Origin of the sequence: Thiemannella venezuelensis, assembly GCF_014203605.1 — a bacterium.
Taxonomy (GTDB): Bacteria; Actinomycetota; Actinomycetes; order Streptosporangiales; family Streptosporangiaceae; genus Planomonospora_A; species Planomonospora_A venezuelensis.
Genome location: NZ_JACHJJ010000008.1, coordinates 233,804 through 250,225 on the forward strand (window position 1 = coordinate 233,804; position 16,422 = coordinate 250,225).

The 16,422-nt window shown below is 72.0% G+C and carries 18 protein-coding genes, 1 tRNA gene and 1 pseudogene; 5 read left to right on the plus strand and 15 right to left on the minus strand.

All coding sequences use genetic code 11. The features are described from left to right. Window positions 1–172 precede the first annotated feature (172 nt). Window positions 173–1,162: an LLM class flavin-dependent oxidoreductase gene (locus tag FHS22_RS14875; RefSeq protein WP_184942059.1), complete on the plus strand. Its 990-nt coding sequence runs from the start codon at window positions 173–175 to the stop codon at window positions 1,160–1,162. A gap of 165 nt (window positions 1,163–1,327) precedes the next feature. Here the strand turns inward: FHS22_RS14875 and FHS22_RS14880 are convergent, their stop codons facing one another. The 4 genes from FHS22_RS14880 to FHS22_RS38030 all read right to left on the minus strand — a co-directional run bounded on the left by FHS22_RS14880 (window position 1,328) and on the right by FHS22_RS38030 (window position 4,063). Further along, window positions 1,328–2,068 carry a DUF6461 domain-containing protein gene (locus FHS22_RS14880; protein ID WP_184942060.1) on the minus strand — a complete coding sequence of 247 codons (741 nt, stop codon included), beginning with the start codon at window positions 2,066–2,068 and terminating at the stop codon, window positions 1,328–1,330. A gap of 180 nt (window positions 2,069–2,248) precedes the next feature. Continuing rightward, window positions 2,249–2,662 (minus strand): DUF3592 domain-containing protein, encoded by a 414-nt coding sequence (locus FHS22_RS14885; protein WP_184942062.1) that lies wholly within the window; start codon window positions 2,660–2,662, stop codon window positions 2,249–2,251. A 109-nt stretch (window positions 2,663–2,771) separates the two neighbouring features. Further along, on the minus strand, window positions 2,772–3,107 hold the full coding sequence (locus tag FHS22_RS14890; RefSeq protein ID WP_184942063.1) for a hypothetical protein: 336 nt from the start codon (window positions 3,105–3,107) through the stop codon (window positions 2,772–2,774). A gap of 191 nt (window positions 3,108–3,298) precedes the next feature. Continuing rightward, window positions 3,299–4,063: an SDR family oxidoreductase gene (locus tag FHS22_RS38030; protein WP_184942131.1), complete on the minus strand. Its 765-nt coding sequence runs from the start codon at window positions 4,061–4,063 to the stop codon at window positions 3,299–3,301. 111 nt (window positions 4,064–4,174) lie between these two features. On the opposite strand from FHS22_RS38030, the gene FHS22_RS38035 reads away from it, so the two are divergent. Continuing rightward, a complete protein-coding gene (locus FHS22_RS38035; protein WP_184942133.1) occupies window positions 4,175–5,029 on the plus strand; it encodes a helix-turn-helix transcriptional regulator in 855 nt (284 codons plus the stop codon). Between the two features lie 30 nt (window positions 5,030–5,059). On the opposite strand, the pseudogene FHS22_RS39245 reads toward FHS22_RS38035, so the two are convergent. Then, window positions 5,060–5,680: pseudogene (locus FHS22_RS39245) on the minus strand (carboxylesterase family protein); the annotation flags it as partial. 139 nt (window positions 5,681–5,819) lie between these two features. Here FHS22_RS39245 and FHS22_RS14910 point away from each other — a divergent pair. Continuing rightward, window positions 5,820–6,137, plus strand: a complete 318-nt coding sequence (locus FHS22_RS14910; protein WP_221473644.1) for a nuclear transport factor 2 family protein — start codon at window positions 5,820–5,822, stop codon at window positions 6,135–6,137. Window positions 6,138–6,218: 81 nt separating this feature from the next. Here the strand turns inward: FHS22_RS14910 and FHS22_RS14915 are convergent. From FHS22_RS14915 to FHS22_RS14925, 3 genes are all read right to left on the minus strand, one after another. Then, window positions 6,219–6,292 (minus strand) — tRNA-Thr (locus tag FHS22_RS14915). A gap of 67 nt (window positions 6,293–6,359) precedes the next feature. After that, on the minus strand, window positions 6,360–7,829 hold the full coding sequence (locus tag FHS22_RS14920) for an alpha/beta hydrolase (RefSeq protein WP_184942064.1): 1,470 nt from the start codon (window positions 7,827–7,829) through the stop codon (window positions 6,360–6,362). A 101-nt stretch (window positions 7,830–7,930) separates the two neighbouring features. After that, window positions 7,931–8,557, minus strand: a complete 627-nt coding sequence (locus tag FHS22_RS14925; RefSeq protein ID WP_184942065.1) for a metallophosphoesterase — start codon at window positions 8,555–8,557, stop codon at window positions 7,931–7,933. A gap of 283 nt (window positions 8,558–8,840) precedes the next feature. Here FHS22_RS14925 and lepB point away from each other — a divergent pair, with 283 nt between their 5' ends. Beyond that, window positions 8,841–9,368, plus strand: a complete 528-nt coding sequence (gene lepB / locus FHS22_RS14930; RefSeq protein ID WP_184942066.1) for a signal peptidase I — start codon at window positions 8,841–8,843, stop codon at window positions 9,366–9,368. Between the two features lie 128 nt (window positions 9,369–9,496). Here the strand turns inward: lepB and FHS22_RS14935 are convergent, their stop codons facing one another. From FHS22_RS14935 to FHS22_RS14960, 6 genes are all read right to left on the minus strand, one after another. After that, window positions 9,497–10,354 carry a PSP1 domain-containing protein gene (locus tag FHS22_RS14935; RefSeq protein ID WP_377296379.1) on the minus strand — a complete coding sequence of 286 codons (858 nt, stop codon included), beginning with the start codon at window positions 10,352–10,354 and terminating at the stop codon, window positions 9,497–9,499. 228 nt (window positions 10,355–10,582) lie between these two features. Further along, on the minus strand, window positions 10,583–11,254 hold the full coding sequence (locus FHS22_RS14940) for a permease-like cell division protein FtsX (RefSeq protein WP_184942067.1): 672 nt from the start codon (window positions 11,252–11,254) through the stop codon (window positions 10,583–10,585). Then, window positions 11,251–11,805, minus strand: coding sequence for a SigE family RNA polymerase sigma factor (locus FHS22_RS14945; protein WP_184942069.1), 555 nt, complete (start codon window positions 11,803–11,805; stop codon window positions 11,251–11,253). Before FHS22_RS14945 ends, FHS22_RS14940 begins: the two co-directional genes overlap by 4 nt. A 192-nt stretch (window positions 11,806–11,997) precedes the next feature. Next, entirely contained in the window at window positions 11,998–13,152 is a 1,155-nt protein-coding gene (locus tag FHS22_RS14950) for a glycosyltransferase family 4 protein (protein WP_184942070.1), read from the minus strand. Beyond that, a complete protein-coding gene (locus tag FHS22_RS14955; protein ID WP_184942072.1) occupies window positions 13,149–13,886 on the minus strand; it encodes a hypothetical protein in 738 nt (245 codons plus the stop codon). Before FHS22_RS14955 ends, FHS22_RS14950 begins: the two co-directional genes overlap by 4 nt. A 207-nt stretch (window positions 13,887–14,093) precedes the next feature. Next, entirely contained in the window at window positions 14,094–14,687 is a 594-nt protein-coding gene (locus FHS22_RS14960) for a TetR/AcrR family transcriptional regulator (protein WP_221473645.1), read from the minus strand. Between the two features lie 81 nt (window positions 14,688–14,768). Here FHS22_RS14960 and FHS22_RS14965 point away from each other — a divergent pair, with 81 nt between their 5' ends. Continuing rightward, a complete protein-coding gene (locus FHS22_RS14965) occupies window positions 14,769–15,179 on the plus strand; it encodes an organic hydroperoxide resistance protein (RefSeq protein ID WP_184942073.1) in 411 nt (136 codons plus the stop codon). Window positions 15,180–15,194: 15 nt separating this feature from the next. Here the strand turns inward: FHS22_RS14965 and FHS22_RS14970 are convergent, their stop codons facing one another. After that, window positions 15,195–16,370, minus strand: a complete 1,176-nt coding sequence (locus tag FHS22_RS14970) for a DNA polymerase III subunit delta' (RefSeq protein WP_184942075.1) — start codon at window positions 16,368–16,370, stop codon at window positions 15,195–15,197. Window positions 16,371–16,422: the final 52 nt, after the last annotated feature.

Here is a 16,422-nt window from a genome sequence, read left to right on the forward strand (position 1 = left end):
GCCTCCTCACCGGGGTCCTCCAGCGGGGCCGACCAGCGCCGTGCGGGACCGGAAGCCGCCGCGATCGCCCTGAAATAACCGCGGCGCCCCCGCTGTTGCACCGCGTGCACCGGGGCGGCGGCCCCGCGGTCGCGCCGCATGCTCCTCTTCCGTCGCGAAAGGCTCGCTCCCCATGGCTCTCCCGCTCTCCATCCTCGATCTGGCGTACATCGGCGAGGGCGAGACCGCGGGCGAGAGCCTGAGCGCGAGCGTGGCCATGGCGCAGCGCGCCGAGGAGCTGGGCTACCGGCGGATCTGGTACGCCGAGCACCACAACATGCCCACCATCGCCTCCTCGGCGACCAGCGTGCTCATCGCGCACGTCGCCGCGCACACCCGGACGATCCGCCTCGGAGCAGGCGGGATCATGCTCCCCAACCACTCCCCGCTGACCATCGCCGAGCAGTTCGGGACCCTGGAGACGCTGCACCCGGGCCGGATCGACCTGGGCCTCGGCCGGGCGCCGGGCAGCGACCAGCAGACCATGCGGGCCCTGCGCCGCACCCCGGCGTCCGCGGACGACTTCCCGCAGGACGTCCTGGAGCTTCAGGGATACCTGACGGGAGAGTCCCGGATCCCGGGCGTCGACGCGACGCCGGGCAAGGGCACGGACGTGCCGCTGTACATCCTCGGCTCCTCGCTGTTCGGGGCCAGGCTCGCCGCCGCGCTCGGCCTGCCGTACGCTTTCGCCTCCCACTTCGCCCCGGACGCGCTCCAGGAGGCCGTCGCCGTCTACCGGCGCGAGTTCAGGCCGTCCGCACAGCTCGCGGAGCCGTACGTCATCGCCGGGGTCAACGTCATCGCGGCCGACACCGCGCAGGAGGCGCAGGCGCAGTTCCTGACCGCCAAGCGCAGGCGGGTGGGCCTGTTCCTCGGCCGGGACCGGACGTTCACGCCGGAGGAGGCCGACCTGATCCTCGCCTCCCCGGCCGGGCAGCAGATCCTGAAGATGTCCACGTACTCCGCCGTCGGCACCCCGGACGAGGTGGAGGACTACCTCGTCCGGTTCGCCGGGCACGCCCAGGCCGACGAGCTGATCGTCGTCTCCGCGGCCCCGGACCGGAAGGCCTGGCTCCGCTCCATCGAACTGCTGGCGGAGGCCCACGGCCTGGTTCCCGCCTGATCCCGGCACCCGGCGGTCCCGACGGCGCGGGCGGTTCCCCGCACCGGATCAGTCGTCTTCAGATGTGATTGCGGCTCATGGAGGGCTCCGGGTGCTCTTCCAGCGGTACGGCGGGGCGCCGGGGGTGATCGCGGGCGGAGGTGACCCGTCCGGCCCCGCAGCCCGCTATGCGGGTTCGCGAACCGGATAGCGGGTGTGCTCCCCGGCCATCCACTCCCTGTCCAGCTCCCGGCCCGTCACCCGGCCGACGAGCGCCAGGAGCGAGGTGCGGCACTCCGCCCCCGCCGGGTCGTAGCCGTTGTGCGCGAGCTCGACGAAATCCCACCACTCCTCGGGGATGTCGGCGTCGCAGTAGTCCTCTCCGGTCTCCTCGCGGGCCTCCTCCCACGCGTAGTACTCCAGCAGGCCCGGCGGCAGCTCAGGATCGTCCTCCCAGGCGGACTCCCTCATGTCGAACCGCAGTCCCCGCATGTAGGGGTCGAGCGCATCGGGCGTGTCCCCCCACCGCTCTCCCGGATCACCGATCCCGAAGCCGGCGGCGCGGCGCCCGTTGACGGCGTAGTCCAGCTCACCCGGGCGGTTGAAGCTCCAGCTCACCGAGAACGCCCGCCCGCCGTACGAGAGCTCGGTCAGGGCCTCCGCACAGGTGTGGCCGCGGACCTGGACGATCTGGATCCAGTTCCCGGTGAGCTTCCCGGCCCAGATCACCGGCGGCCCCTCGCCGGCCGTCATCTCCTCCTGGAGGACGCTCCAGGAGCAGTCGGCGGAGTCGTCGACATCGGCCATGGTCACTCCCATCAGCCGGGCGGCCTCCCACGTCTCCAGGCCTTCCACCCATGCGGCCATGAACTCCTCGCCCATGCCGTACGACCCGGCGAGGTGCCACAGCCGCTCTGACGATCGCATGCTCTCCCCTTCAGCCGGTGAACGCCGGTCCTGGCCGCCGTTCACCGCATCCAAGCAGGCACCGGCGACACTTTCCCGGCCGGACCGCGCCCGGACCGTCACCGGGCGGCCCCGGAGCCCCGGACCGTCGGATCGCAGGTAGTGGCCGCAGCGGCGGCGGAGCCACCGCCGGTTCGCTCGCTAACCCGGCAGTTCGATGAAGGTGTACCAGGCCATGACCACCGTCCACCCAATGGGGAGGACGAGAGCGGACAGGAGTGTGCGGACGGCCACCGCCTCCGCCTCGCCCTCGATCCACGCCCTCGTGGGCTCCTCCGGCAGGTAGCACACGTTCACCGCCGAGCCGGGTTCCCTGCGCCCGCGCATGACGTGCTCCGAGCGGGTCTCGATCTTCTCCCCGGCCGGGGTCGTGAACTCCAGCACGGCATAGGTGCGCGCCTGCCCCTTGGACCCTTTCCAGGTGTCCAGGGAGAGCACCGACCCGCGCGTCCTCCGCGACGCCGCCATGGCCCGCCGCGTTCTCAACGAGGCCTTGAGCCCCCAGTACATGATCAGAGCCGGCGCGGTCTCGAGGAGCAGGAATGGCCACAACATGCGGCCGACGATAGGGACGGCCACTTGCGACCCACCTGGAAATCAGTTTGAGGCACCCCGACGGCGTCCGCGTCAGGACGCCCGCCCTGACCGTCGCGTGGTCACCGCACTAACCGGAGAACCTCTCCGCGATGTCCCGTGCCCATCGCGCGGCCTCGGCCGCCTGGTCGCCGGTGAAGGGCGCGCCGGGCATCCGGCCCAGGCGCTCCACCTGGTCGGCGAAGCGCAGGTGCTCCCGGCGGGCGTGCTCCCGGCAGGCGAGGCAGGTCACGCTCTCCGGGCGGGGAGAGGTCATCGCATAGGGCACCCGGAGCCCGCAACCGGTGGTGACGACGCCCGGCGCGTCGGGCGCGCGGCCCAGCATCGACACGATCAGGTTGCGGTAGGCGGCACCGGCCCGCATCACCTGCTGCTCGACGTGGATGTGCGGATCGGTCTCGCTCATCTGCGTCCGCGCCTCCGTCCGAGCCGTCCCGGAATCAGACTAATGCGTCGGCCACTCAGGCCGCCCGTGGCGGGCACCGGCGTCACCGGCGCCCGCGCAGGCCGATCCGCCGGTTCGTTTCCCCCCGGAGGCGGAGGGCCTGTCCCGGAGGTTCGGGGCGCCTCGACCCGGCGTCGACGGTACGTGTCCGGTCATCTGCCGTGAGGGTCGAGCGCGTTGAGTGTCTCGACGACCTGATCGTAGTCACCGCGCGCCTCGCCGTAACGCAGGAACTTCACGCGCTCCACCTGGATCTCCTTCGCGTCGGGCTGCGTCCGGAGCAGCACGACGACCTCCGCCACGAAATCTTCGAGCGGCATCGCGAACTCGCTGTCCTCCTGGCCGGGCAGCAGCGAGGTGCGGACGGACGGCGGCTCGAGTTCCACGATCTTCACGGTCGTCTCGGCGAGCTGCAGCCGGATCGACTCGCTGAGCATGTGGATCGCGGCCTTCGACGCGTTGTAGCTCGGCGTGACCTTGAGTGGCGCGAACGCCAGACCCGAGGAGACGGTGACGATGGTCGCGTCCGGCTGCTCCTGCAGGTGCTCGACGAACGCGGCGATGAGGCGGATCGGGCCGAGCAGGTTGGTCGTGATGACCGACTCGGCCGAGGCCAGGAACGATTCGGGCCTGCGCCAGTCCTCGATGTGCATGACGCCGGCCATCGTGACCAGGACGTTGAGGTCCGGGTGCCTGGCCAGCACCTCCTTCGCGGCGGAGGCGATGCTCCCGGGATCGGTCGTGTCGATCTGCACGGTGTCGATGCCGGGGTGCTCCGCGGCGATCCGTTCGAGCAGGTCGGCGCGGCGGCCGCCGACGATGACCGTGTTCCCCTCGGCGTGCAGCTCGACTGCGAGGGCGAGGCCGATGCCGCTCGTGGAGCCCGGGATGAAGATGGTGTTTCCTGAGATCTGCATGCGTCCACTCTGGGCCGCCGGCCGCGGCGGGTGCAGAGAGCGCCTATCCAGGGATCGGCGATCCCTGGTTCGCGGTGATCGGTCCCCGGACACGGGGCGGATACTGAACCCATGGATCGCAGAGCACTCGCCGACTTCCTGCGCCGCCGCCGCGAGGCGCTGCGCCCGGAGGACGTCGGTCTCCCCGCGGGCGCGCGCCGCCGGGCCCCGGGCCTGCGGCGCGAGGAGGTGGCGGCCCTCGCCGCGATGTCGACCGACTACTACACGCGGCTCGAGCAGCAGCGCGGCCCGCGGCCCAGTGAGCAGATGCTCGCCTCGCTCGCCCGCGCGCTCCGGCTGACGGGCGACGAGCGCGGCTACCTGTTCCAGGTGGCAGGGCACAACCCCCCGGCGCCGGCGACGGCCGCGACGCACGTCGCCCCCGCACTGCTGCGGGTGCTCGACCGCCTCGACGACACCCCCGCGCTCATCCTGTCCAACCTGGGCGAGACGCTGGTGCAGAACCGGCTGGCGGACTCCCTGTTCGGCGACCAGTCCGGCTACACGGGTCTCGCCCGCAGCAGCATCTACCGCTGGTTCACCGACCCCTCCGAGCGGCTGCGCTACCCCGAGGACGACCGCGGCAGGCAGAGCCGCGCCCAGGTCGCGAACCTGCGCGCCGCCTATGGATCGATGGGCTCCCAGTCCCGGGCCGGCGAGCTCGTCCGGGCGCTGCGGAAGGCGAGCGCGGAATTCGCCGAGCTGTGGGACCGGCACGAGGTCGCCAAGCGCTTCGAGGACCACAAGACGCTCGTCCATCCCGAACTCGGCCCCATAGAGCTGGACTGCCAGGCGCTGTTCACGGAGGACCAGTCTCAGGCGCTGCTCGTGCTCACCGCTCCCCCGCGCACCGAGGGCCACGAGAAGCTGCAACTGCTCGCCGTTCTGGGACAGGAGCGCTTCGCTCCGTCCCGGAGGGATCGTTGACCCCCCGCCCTCTGCGGGTTCGAAGAGCCCGGCGGCGCGCGGCGTGGCGAGCAGCGCGGCAACCGATCCGCCGCCCGCCGACTGCCCGAAAACGGTGACCCGGCCCGGGTCGCCGCCGAACATCCGGATGTTGTCCCGCACCCACTGCAGGGCCGCGACCTGGTCGAGCAGCCCCCGGTTGGCCGGGGCACCGCCGATCTGCGCAAAACCCTCGACACCGAGCCGGTAGTTGAGGGTCGCAACGACGATCCCGCTCCCGGCCAGGTGCCCGGCGTCGTATTCCGGGAGGCCGGAGTTCCCCATGGCGTAACCGCCGCCGGGAATCCACACCATCACCGGGAGGGCCGCCGCCGGATCCGGTTCCGGCGTCCAGACGTTGATCGTCAACCAGTCGTCGCCGGAGGTGTCCTGGGACACCCCGAGCACGCCGGACTGCGGGGGCGGCGGGCCGTACGCGACCGCCGGGCGCACACCGTCCCAGCCGCGCACCGGCTGCGGCGCGGCGAAGCGGAGGGCGCCGACCGGCGGCTCGGCGAACGGGACGCCGCGGAAGACAGCCAGGCCCGCCTCCCTGCCACCGCGGAGGACGCCGGCCGCCGTGCGGACCTCCGGCGCGGGCTCGGACGGCTTGCCGGACGCGGTGACGACCATTTCGCGGTCTCCTCTCGGCTCCTGCACGGCCGAGCATCCCAGCGCCCGCCAGCTGCGGGCAAACCATTTAGGAGACGTCCCGCATGAGCGCGGGAACCCTCATTGATGTGATCCCAAGCGCTTTCCGGAAACAATCTCCGTGCCGGACTCCTCTCTCGGAGATCAGGCCTCGCCTGGAAATCCGTCCCGGATTCTCCCCCTGCGGAATGCGACCTTCGGAGCCTTCCACCTCACCGGCAAAGACGCCTACGACAAGGCCATCGACGGCCCGTCCGAGCTCGTCGGCCCTCCCCACCTGGAGGTGGTACGCATGGTCGAGCAGGACGACGTCGTCATGGCGGAACTCACCGGGACGGTGAAGCGGGCCGCGGGCGGCGGGATGCGCATGTCCAGGGCGGAGGTGTTCGTCATGCGCGACGGCAAGATCTCCGAACGCCGCGCCGGGTCGTCGGACTGAAGGAGGACGACCACCGCTGACCGGTGCACAGGACCGGAAAAGGCCCTCCGGGATCATCCCGGAGGGCCTTTTCACCTGCGGAGCCGCCTTGGGGAATCGAACCCCAGACCCCTTCATTACGAGTGAAGTGCTCTGGCCGACTGAGCTAAGGCGGCGTGCCACGCATGGATCGCATGACTGGTAGGAGTCTACAGGGTCCGGAGTGATGTTCGCGCCCCGGTATCACTCGATCTCGGGACACCGGGTCCCGTCCTCCGGGACGGCGAGAGTGATCAGGTACGTGTCCACCAGGCGGTCCACGCAGTCCGAGCCGGTCAGGTACGCGGTGTGCCCGTCGCCCTCGAACCCCACCAGAACCCCCGACGAGAGCCGGCCCGCCAGCGCCTCGGACCATTCGTACGGCGTGGCGGGATCGCGGGTCGTGCCGACGACCATGATGGGCGGTGCCCCGGGGGCGTCGAACTTCTGCCCGGAAGCCTCGCCTTCCACCGGCCAGTACGCGCACGGCAGCGACCCCCACACGACGAAGGGCCCGAACAGCGGCGCCGTCCCGGCGGATTCGCGGGCCGCCTCCGCGTAGGCCCGGGAGTCGCCGGGGAAGACGGCGTCGGCGCAGGTGACGGCCAGGCCGGCCTCGGTCTGGTTGGCGTAGGTGCCGTCCTCGCGGCGGTCGAGGAGGATGTCGGCCAGGCGGAGAAGGGTCGTCCCGTCACCCTCCAGCGCCTCGGCCAGCGCCGACCGGAGGACCGGCCAGCTCTCCCGGTCGTAGAGAGGGGTGACGATGCCCAAGGTCGTCCAGGCCTCGCCGATCGAGCGGCCGTCGCCGAGCGCGTTCTTCAGGGGCTCGCGGTCGGCTCGCCGGAGCAGCGCCGCGACCTCCTTCCTGGCGGAGGCCGCCGAGCCCCCGAAGGGGCAGTCCTCGGCCTTCACGCAGTCGGCGAGGAACGCGTCCAGCGCCGTCTCGAAGCCCCGTGCCTGGGCCGCCGACATCTCCAGCGGGGGGAGCGAGGGGTCCACGGCGCCGTCCAGGACGAGGGCGCGGACGCGGCCGGGGAACAGGTCGGCGTAGGCCGCACCGAGCTGCGTGCCGTACGACTTGCCGAGGTAGGTGAGGCGGTCGTCGCCGAGGGCGGCGCGCAGCAGGTCCATGTCGCGGGCGGCGTCGGCGGTGCCGACGTGCGGCAGCAACCTGCCCGAGCGGGCCTGGCACCCGGCGGCGAAACGCCGCGCGCCCTCCTCCAGCGCGGTGGCCTCGCCGGGCGAGTCGGGCGAGCCGTCCAGGCCGACGAAGTCGTCCAGCGACTCCGGCGGCAGGCACCGGACCGGCTCGGAGCCGCCGACCCCGCGCGGGTCGAACCCGACCACGTCGAACCGCTCCCGGACCGCCTCGCCGACCACGGAACGGGCGCTGCGGGCGTACTCCACCCCGGAGGCGCCGGGGCCGCCGGGGTTGACCAGGAGGGATCCGATCCGCTCGCCCGAGGCCGGGAGCCGGATCACGCTGATCCCGATCTTCTCTCCGTCCGCCTCGTCGTGGTCGAGGGGGACCGCGAGCTCCGCGCACTGGAACCCGTCGCCGCAGTCGGCCCAGTCGAGCCCGGAGGCGGTGCGGCCCGCCCCGGAGCACGCCGTCACGGACAGGGCCAGCGCGGTGGCGGCGGCCGTACGGAGGACATCTGACCAGGTCGGCATCTGTCGCATCCTACGCGCGGAACCCTGCGGGATCCGGTGACCACCCGTCTTTCCGGTACGGCGCCGCGGCCGGGCCGTTCCCGGTAGGCGTCCCGGGGACGTCAGGCCCGTGCCGGGGAGGCCTCCCTCAGGACTCCGTCCGGCGTGAGTTCGAGCACGGCGACCGTGTCGGCCGGGTCCACACCGTGTCTCACCTGCGACAGGCAGACCACGTCCGTGGACCCGATCCGCTCCCGGAAGGGCACGTGCATGTGCCCGCAGATGTGCACCTGCGGCCTGAGGGTCTCGGTCAGCATGCGGATGCGGTCGCAGCCCACGGCCAGTTTGCCGTGGTGCCGGTAGGACAGTCCCGCGGGCCAGTCATGGGTGATCAGCAGGTCGACCGTCTTCCCGCGCGCCTGGGCGAGGACGCGGTCGACGTGCGGCTTGGTGAAGTAGCCGTACTCCTTCAGCCGCTCCGGCGTGACCGCGGGCGGCTCGTCGGGCTCGCTGAAGTACCGCGAGTAGATCCCGGACAGGAACGCGACCCGGAGCCCGGCGACCTCCGTCACGCCGGACCGCCCCAGGAAGTGGAACCCCGGCGCCCACTCGCCGGGGCCGTGCGCGTCGAGCGCCGGCCACGGCTCGTGGTTGCCGCCGATGAAGTGCACCGGCGCGCTCATGGCCTGCAGCCCGGCGGCGAACCGGGGGAAGTCGCCGACCTTGCGGTACTTGGCGGGGCCGCCCACGCCGAGGCTCTCGGCCTCGTCGCGGTTCGGCTCGGCTCGGCGTCCCCGACGCTGAAGACGGCGTCGACGGGACCCGCGTACTGCCGGATCATCGCGTCGGCCAGGGTGAAGTCGGCGTGGATGTCGCCGATGGCCGCGAATCTCATGCGCCGATGATGGCGAGCCCCGCTCTCCGCGGACAACCGGTTTTCCCCGTACGGCCCCGCCCGGCGGAAGACGACAGCGATCCGTCACGGGGCTCCGGCAAGCATCTACGGATCTATGAATCATCAATAATGGCGGGGTGCCGATCTCACGACTCCGTTTCCTCGTCGCCGCCTCCCTGGCCACAGCACTCTCGGGCTGCAGCTTCCCGGTCGATCAGGTGACCTCCAAGATCATGGGCAGAGAGACCTACACCATGAGCAGCGAGGGGATGGAGCCGACGATCAAGAAAGGCAGCCGGGTGACCGCCCGGACGGTCGACGGCGACTACGTCCCGAAGACCGGCGACATCGTCGTCTTCGATGCATCGAAGTGGGGGGTCAACGGGTTCATCATCCAGCGTGTCATCGGCGTCCCGGGAAGCACGGTGCAGTGCTGCGACCCACAGGGCAGGCACCTGCTGGATGGCAGGCCCATGGACGAAACCCACCTGTACCCGAATGATTACCGCGAGCCCTTCGGGCCCTTGACGATCCCCACCGGGCGCCTCTGGCTTGAGGGCGACCACCGCAGGATCTCTCTGGACTCGAGGTACCGCCACGAGGAGCTCGGAGACGGCACGATCCCGGTGTCCGATGTCATCGGAGTCGTCGAGCTCGACGGTTAGGACCGGGGAAGGCCGCCGGTTCCGGGGTGACGCACAGTCACCGGCGGCCGAGCCCGACCGCGGGAGCGGGAGCGGGCCGCCCGGTCGCTCCCGCGGACTGCGCCCGACGGCCGAGGACGTCGTCCCGGTTACTCCTCAGGGCCGCTCTCGGCGACCGGCACCGCCTCACCGTACATCGCGTCGTGCTGCCTGCGCGGCGAGCAGACCGACGCCGACGGGCACGCGCAGCGCCGTCCGCCCTCCTCCAGCCGGACCACGACGGAGTCCGAGGGCACGTTGCGGCCGATCACGGTGCCCGGCCCCTCGGGGGTGTCCACCTTCGTGCCGGAGCGCGGCATCCGGCGGTTCGCCTCCATGTAGAGCGGGTGCTCGTACTTCAGGCAGCACATCAGCCGCCCGCAGGCGCCGGCGATGCGCATCGGGTTGACCGGGAGGTCCTGGTCCTTGGCCATGCGGACGGAGACCGGCTCGAAGTCCTTGAGGAAGGTCGCGCAGCACAGGTCGCGCCCGCAGGGGCCGATGCCGCCCTGGAGGCGGGCCTCGTCGCGGGGGCCGATCTGGCGCAGCTCGACCCGGGCGCGCAGGTTGCGGGCCAGGTCGCGGACGAGGGCGCGGAAGTCGACGCGGTGCGGGGCGGAGAAGTAGACGGTGTAGACGTTGTCGGCGTCGAGGTAGTCGACGCCGACGATCTTCATGGGCAGCGTGTGCCGCCTGATCAGCCGCTTGGCGACGCTCCTGACCTCGGCGCGGCGGCGTTTGTTGCTCTCGTCGCGGGCCAGGTGCTCCTCACCGGCGATGCCCGCGCAGACCGGCAGCCCGCCGATCTCCTCGCTCGTCCACTGCGGCGCCCACACGCACTCGGCCACCTCGGGCCCGGCATCGGTCGGCACGAGGACCTTGTCGCCGATCTTGGGACTGTGCCCGCCGGGATCGAGGTAGTACAGCCTGCCGTAGCGGGCGAAGCTCACGGCCATGATCATGCTCATGCGGCTCCCAGACCAAGCTCGGGGTACGGCTCACGCCCACACTACGCGCCGTTGCCGTCCCGGTGGGATAGCTCACAATCCGGGACAGTCCACAGAGCGGTCCACGGCCGACGGGAATGCCCGGAGCCGCCTCTTGTCAGGCGCGAATGCCCGGGGGCCTCCTCGCCCGCGGCCGGGATCGCCGTCCACAGCCTGTGGACGGCGATCCCGTCCGGCGACCGTCCCGGATCAGCACTCTTCCTTGTGGAGCAGGCAGAACCGGTTGACGATGTTCGAGATGCCGGGAAGCCCCTGCACGGCCTCTTCCACCGTTCCGATCATCTGGCGGTCGGCGGAATCCACGACGCGGACGCGGAAGGACTCCGGCATGTCCTCCACCTGGATCGCGCCCATCAGCACAGTGTTCTCCCTGTACTCCGCCTTGAAGCTCTCGTAGGCCACCCGCTGGTCCTCGAAGTGGACGTACTTCACCTCCGGCAAGGCGTCGAGCGTCCGCCGGATCTCCGCTTTCCGCTCCTCCGTCGCCTCACCCTCCTCGCACTCCGGAAAGGGGTCGACGCGCTTGCAGAGGAAGATCGAGACATCGACGGAGTCCGCCTGATCCGAGGTGGTCCCGGACATGGCCATGGTCATGATGTGCTCCTCCGTCAGCTCCGGGGCGGAGACACCCGGTGCCGGCCGTACGGCCACGAAGGCGATCGCGGCCACCGCGGCGGCCGCGGCCGTGACCGAGGCGAGCATCACCGGCAGCCGGATCCGGCGGCGGGCCGGGACCGCCGCCAGCGGGCGGACCTCGACCGCGACCCCGGCGGCGGCGGACAGGGCCGTGCGCAGCCGTTCCTCGGTGGCGGACGCGCGGTTCCAGGCGGGCGGATCGTGCGGTCGGTTCCGGGCGGTCATGATTCCTCCCCAAGCTTCCGGGCGAGCGCGGCCAGGCCGCGCGCGAGAGTGGACCGGGCGGTGCTCGCGCCGATCCCCATGGTCTCGGCGATCTCCAGATCGGACAGGTCCAGGTAGTAGCGGAGCACCAGCGCCTCGCGCTGCCGTCCGGGCAGCCCGCGCAGCGCGAGCAGCACCTCGCGGCGCTCCTCGCCGAGCAGCGCGGCGTGCTCGGCCGACCAGACCGGCGGCTCGTACGGCGCCGCCCGCCGGAACGCGACCGCCCGGCGGCGCAGCACGGAGCGGGCCCCGTTCAGGACCGCCGAGCGCACGTAGGTCAGCGCCTTGTCCGGGTCGCGCAGGCGGCGCCATCCGGCGTGGGTCCGGGCGAACGCCTCCTGGACGACGTCCTCGGCGGTGGGCTGGTCGCCCACCATGAGCAGCGCCAGCCGTACGAGCCCGAGGTGGTGCTCGGCGAACAGCGCCGCGACGTCCACGCGGTCCCTGGCCAGCGGCTCCCCGTGGGAGAGCAGCTCGATCTCGGGCTCCGGGGTGGTCCCCGTCAATGACATGGTCACGTCACAGAGACGCCGCACCGGCCCGGTTGCTGCTCCGCGTGCCGCACTTCCCTCACTGTCCGGCCCCCGGAAAGCGCGCTTCCCGCAGGAGCACGCCCCGGAGGAAGCCCTCGGAGCCCTCGCGAGCCCGTCGGGACACCCCCGGCTGCGCCGAACCGGTCCTGGCGGGAACCCGGCCGGCGGAGTTCAGCGGGCGAGCTCGGTGAGGGCATCCTCCCAGCGGCCGGCGATCGCCGAGATGTCGTAGTCCCGGGCCGTCTCCAGGGCGTTGGCGGCCATCCGGCGGCGGCCCTCCTCATCGTCGATCATCTTGAGCAGCCCCTCGGCGAGGGCGTCGACGTCGTCCGGCGGGACGAGAAGCCCGTCGTGCCCCGGGGTGATGATCTCCCTCGGCCCGCGCGGGCAGTCGAAGCTGACCACCGGGACCCCGCAGGCGAACGCCTCGATGATGGTCATGCCGAAGCCCTCGAACCGGGAGCTGACCGCGTGGATGGAGGCCTTGGCCAGTTCGCCCTCGATGTCGCCGGTCGGGCCCATGAACACCACGTTGTTGTGCAGGCGGAGCTTGACGGCCAGCCGGACCAGCTTGTCGCTCACCCGGCCCTCGCCGTAGATCCGCAGCCGCCAGTCCGGACGGACCTCGACGACCCGGGCGAACGCCTTCAGCAGCCGGTCGTAGCCCTTGACCGGCACCAGCCGCCCGGCGGCCAGCACGATCCGGTTCTCCTGCCGGGAGAGCGGGCGCGCTCCGCCGGCCAGGCCGTTGCCGATGGTGAACACCTCGGTCCGGGTGCGGTCGAGCATGCCGCGGTAGTCGCGCTCGTCGGCCTCGGTGAGGGTGACGACCGCGTCCAGCTTCGGGTACCACCGCCTGATCTCCTCGAAGAGCCCGGGCCGGTGGGCCTCGAAGTGCAGGTGCTCCTGGGCGATCGTGACGACCCGGCGGCGGGCGAAGCGGGCGGCCATGATGTTGAGCCCGGCCCGCGTGGTCACCAGCACGTCGGTGCGCAGGCGGCGCAGCTCCCGCCGGAGCACCTCGTCGCTCCAGGCGCTGAAGGAGGCGTAGGCGCGCTCCTCGGGGTGGATCAGCGCGCTCGGCTCCCCGCCCAGCCGCTCGGCCCGCTTCGTGTACGGCCAGCGGACCCTGGCCCCCTCCCGCAGGTCCACCAGCGAGCGGAGCCGCACCTTCGCGCCCAGCGGGAGGAAGGGCCGGTCGGCGTGCTGGAAGACGCTGACCACCTCGACGTCGTGCCGGGCGGACAGCTCGGTGGCCAGGTCGAAGGTGGCCCGGATCGTGCCGCCCATGCCGTAGGCGTTGAGGATCAGAAAGGAGATCTTCACGCGTTCTCCTCCTCGATCGTGCACGCGACCGCCAGGCTCTCGCTGTCGGTGAAGTACGGCCGCACCCGCACCTGCCCCACGTACTGCGCGGGGAACCTGACCCGGGTCTTCTTGTCCGTGACGTCGTCGAGCCGGGCGGCCAGCGGCAGCCGTACCCCGCGGATCTCGGCGAACAGGTCCCAGAAGACCCGCCGCCTGCTCTGCTCCCCGGCCAGCGGCTCGATCGCGACGGTGCCGGTGAACCGGCGCCCCGCCACGGTCCCGGCGCCGGCCGTCTCCGGGCCCTTCCTGGCCGCGGCCACCAGCCCGGCCGGGTGCTCGCCGTCGAGCGGCTCGCCGTACGCGATCAGGCCCTCGACCTCGACCACGCCGTCCTGCGGGCGGACCCGGGTCACCTCCACGTACGGCTCGACCTCGCGGACCAGCACGGCGAGGGTCCCCTCCGCGGTCCGCATCGCCCGGGCCTCCCTGCTGCGGGGTCTTCCCGCGTAGGCGAGCAGGCCGTCCAGGGAGAATCCCGGGTCGTCGGTGACAAGGGGCTCGCCGTGCTTCCACACCGTCCAGGTGCCCACCGCGAGCCCGGTCAGATCGGCGCCGTGGTGCTCCTGCCCGGTCTCCGCGTGCCGCAGGACGACGATTCCGTCATCGGGCTCCGGCCACTCGATCCTCAGCGTGTCGTCGTCGTCCACGCGGCTCGTGACCGCCCGCCTGACCTCCGGCGACACCGTTCCCATCTCGATCAACAGACCCCCGGCCCTCTCCGCTCATCCCCGTCGCGCAAAGCACGCCTTGCACATTTGTAACGAATAGGTCGAATTTCGCTGTGAATTCTAACGATCTACCCAAGACCTTTGAGGGGGATTAACCGGGATTGGTTCCATTAGCCGAGAAAACACGGAAAAGGACCGTCCGATCACGGACGGTCCTCCTCGCGGGGCGGGTCAGGCGGGCGGTACCGGGGCGTCCAGCACACGCACCGCGGCGTCGCGGACGAGGGGGCGCAGCGCGTCCGGGTCGTCGAGGTCGCTGCCCACGACGATGCCGTCGCGGATCATCATGAGGATGGCGGAGGTCCCCTCCGGGTCGGGGTGGCCGCAGCCGGCCAGCAGGTCGCGGAAGAGCTCGCGGCTCCAGCGGCGGTATCCGGCGACGGTCCTGCGCACCGGATGCGCGGGGTCGGGGTACTCGGCCGCGGCGTTGGTGAAGGGGCAGCCGCGGAACATGGGGCCCGCGCCGGTCTCCCCCAGATGGTCGAAGAGGCTCAGCAGCGCCTCGCGCGGCCCGGCCGAGGCGGCCCGCAGCATCTCGGCGGCGGCCCGCTGGCGTCCGTGCTCCGCCTCCAGGTAGGCGCGGACGAGCTCGTCCTTGGCCGGGAAGTGGTGGTAGAAGGTCGCCTTGGCCACACCGGCCTCGGCGATGATCCGGTCGATGCCGACCGGATGCACGCCCTCGGCGTAGAACAGGCGCGTGGCGGTGTCGAGGATGCGCGCGCGGGCGGGGCTCTCGCGGCGGCGTTCCAGCGTTTCTGCGCTCACCCCTTGACGGTACCAGACAGATCTGTCTACGATCGGGCCATCAACAAGACAGACAGGTCTGTCTGCAAAGAAGGGCAGGACATGAGCCTCTACACCGCCATCGCCACCGCCGCCGGCCGCGACGGCCGCGCCGTCACCTCCGACGGCAGGCTGGACGTCAAGCTGGCCCCGCCGAAGGAGCTCGGCGGGAACGGCGACGGCACCAACCCCGAGCAGCTCTTCGCCGCCGGCTACGCCGCCTGCTTCGCCAGCGCCCTCCGGCTCGTGGCGGGCAAGAAGAAGATCGACGCCTCCGAGGCGTCGGTCACCGCCGAGGTCGGCCTCGGCGCCAACGGCTCGGGCGGTTTCCAGCTCGACGTCACCCTGCGCGTCGAGCTGCCCGACGGCCTGTCCCCGGAGGCCGGCCGCGAGCTCGTCGAGGCCACCCACCAGGTCTGCCCCTACTCCAACGCCACCCGCGGCAACGTCCCCGTCAACCTGGTGATCGAGTAGTCGCGAGGAAGAGGGTCAGGGCCTGCGCAGGGAGAGGGTCATGGCCTCGACGGCCATCTGCGGGTTGACGTTGGCCGCCAGCCTCCGCCGGCACAGCATGATCGCGTCGATCCTGCGCAGCGTCTCCTCCGGCGCGGACGAGCGGGCCAGCGCGTCGAGGTCGGCCCGGCGGTCCGCACCGGCCAGCTCCACGGCCGCGCCGAACTGCACGGCCAGCACGTCGCGGTAGAACGCCACCAGGTCGAGCAGGGCCGCGTCGATGACGTCGCGCTTGGTCCGGGTGGCCCGGGACTTCTGCCGGTCCTCCAGGTCCTTGAGCGCTCCCGCCCCGCCGCGGATCAGGCCCCGGCTGAGCCCCTTGCCGGTGGACCCCTCGCCGTAGACCTTGCGCAGCTCGGCGGTCTCCGACTCGTTCAGCGCCGCGGTGACCGCGGCGGCCTCGTCCTCGGCGGTCTTCACCAGCCGCTCGGCCGCCGCCACGCACTCACCGACCCCGGTGAGCGAGGCGGGGATGGCCAGCACCGCCTCACGCCGTCCGCGCGCCTCGGCGTCCAGGGCCAGCCTCCGGGCCCGGCCGAGGTGGCCCTGCGCCGCCCTGGCGGCGAACTCGGCCATGTCCGGCGGCACGTTCTCGCGGGTGGCCAGCACGTGGGCGACGGCGGCGGCGGACGGGGTGACGAGCGTGACCACCCGGCACCGGGACCTGATGGTGATCATCATGTCGTCGGGGGAGGGCGCGCAGAGCAGCCAGACCGTCCGCGGCGGCGGCTCCTCGATCGCCTTGAGCAGCGCGTTCGAGGCGCCCTCGGTGGCCCGGTCGGCGTCCTCGAACAGGACCACCCGCCAGCGGCCCAGCGTCGGCGCCCCCGCGGCGCGGAGGATGAGCTGCCGGGTGTCCTTCACCCCGTAGGAGAGGCCCTGCGGGCGGACGGTCTCCAGGTCCGGGTGGGAGCCGACCATCACCTGGTGGCACATGTCGCAGTGGCCGCACCCCCGGTCGGGGCAGAACAGCGCGGCGGCGAACGCCCGCGCCGCCTCCTCCCGCCCGGAGCCGGGCGGGCCGGTGAACAGCCACGCGTGGGTCATCCCCGTTCCCGGGCCGCCGGCCAGCAGCTCCGCCGCCCCGGCGGCGGCCCGGCGGAGAGTCTCCGCCGCGCGCTCCTGGCCCACCAGGTCATCAAAGACTCCCACGGCGTCCAACCTACCGCCGGGACCGCCGGGGTCGGTCGCGGACGGCCGTTCC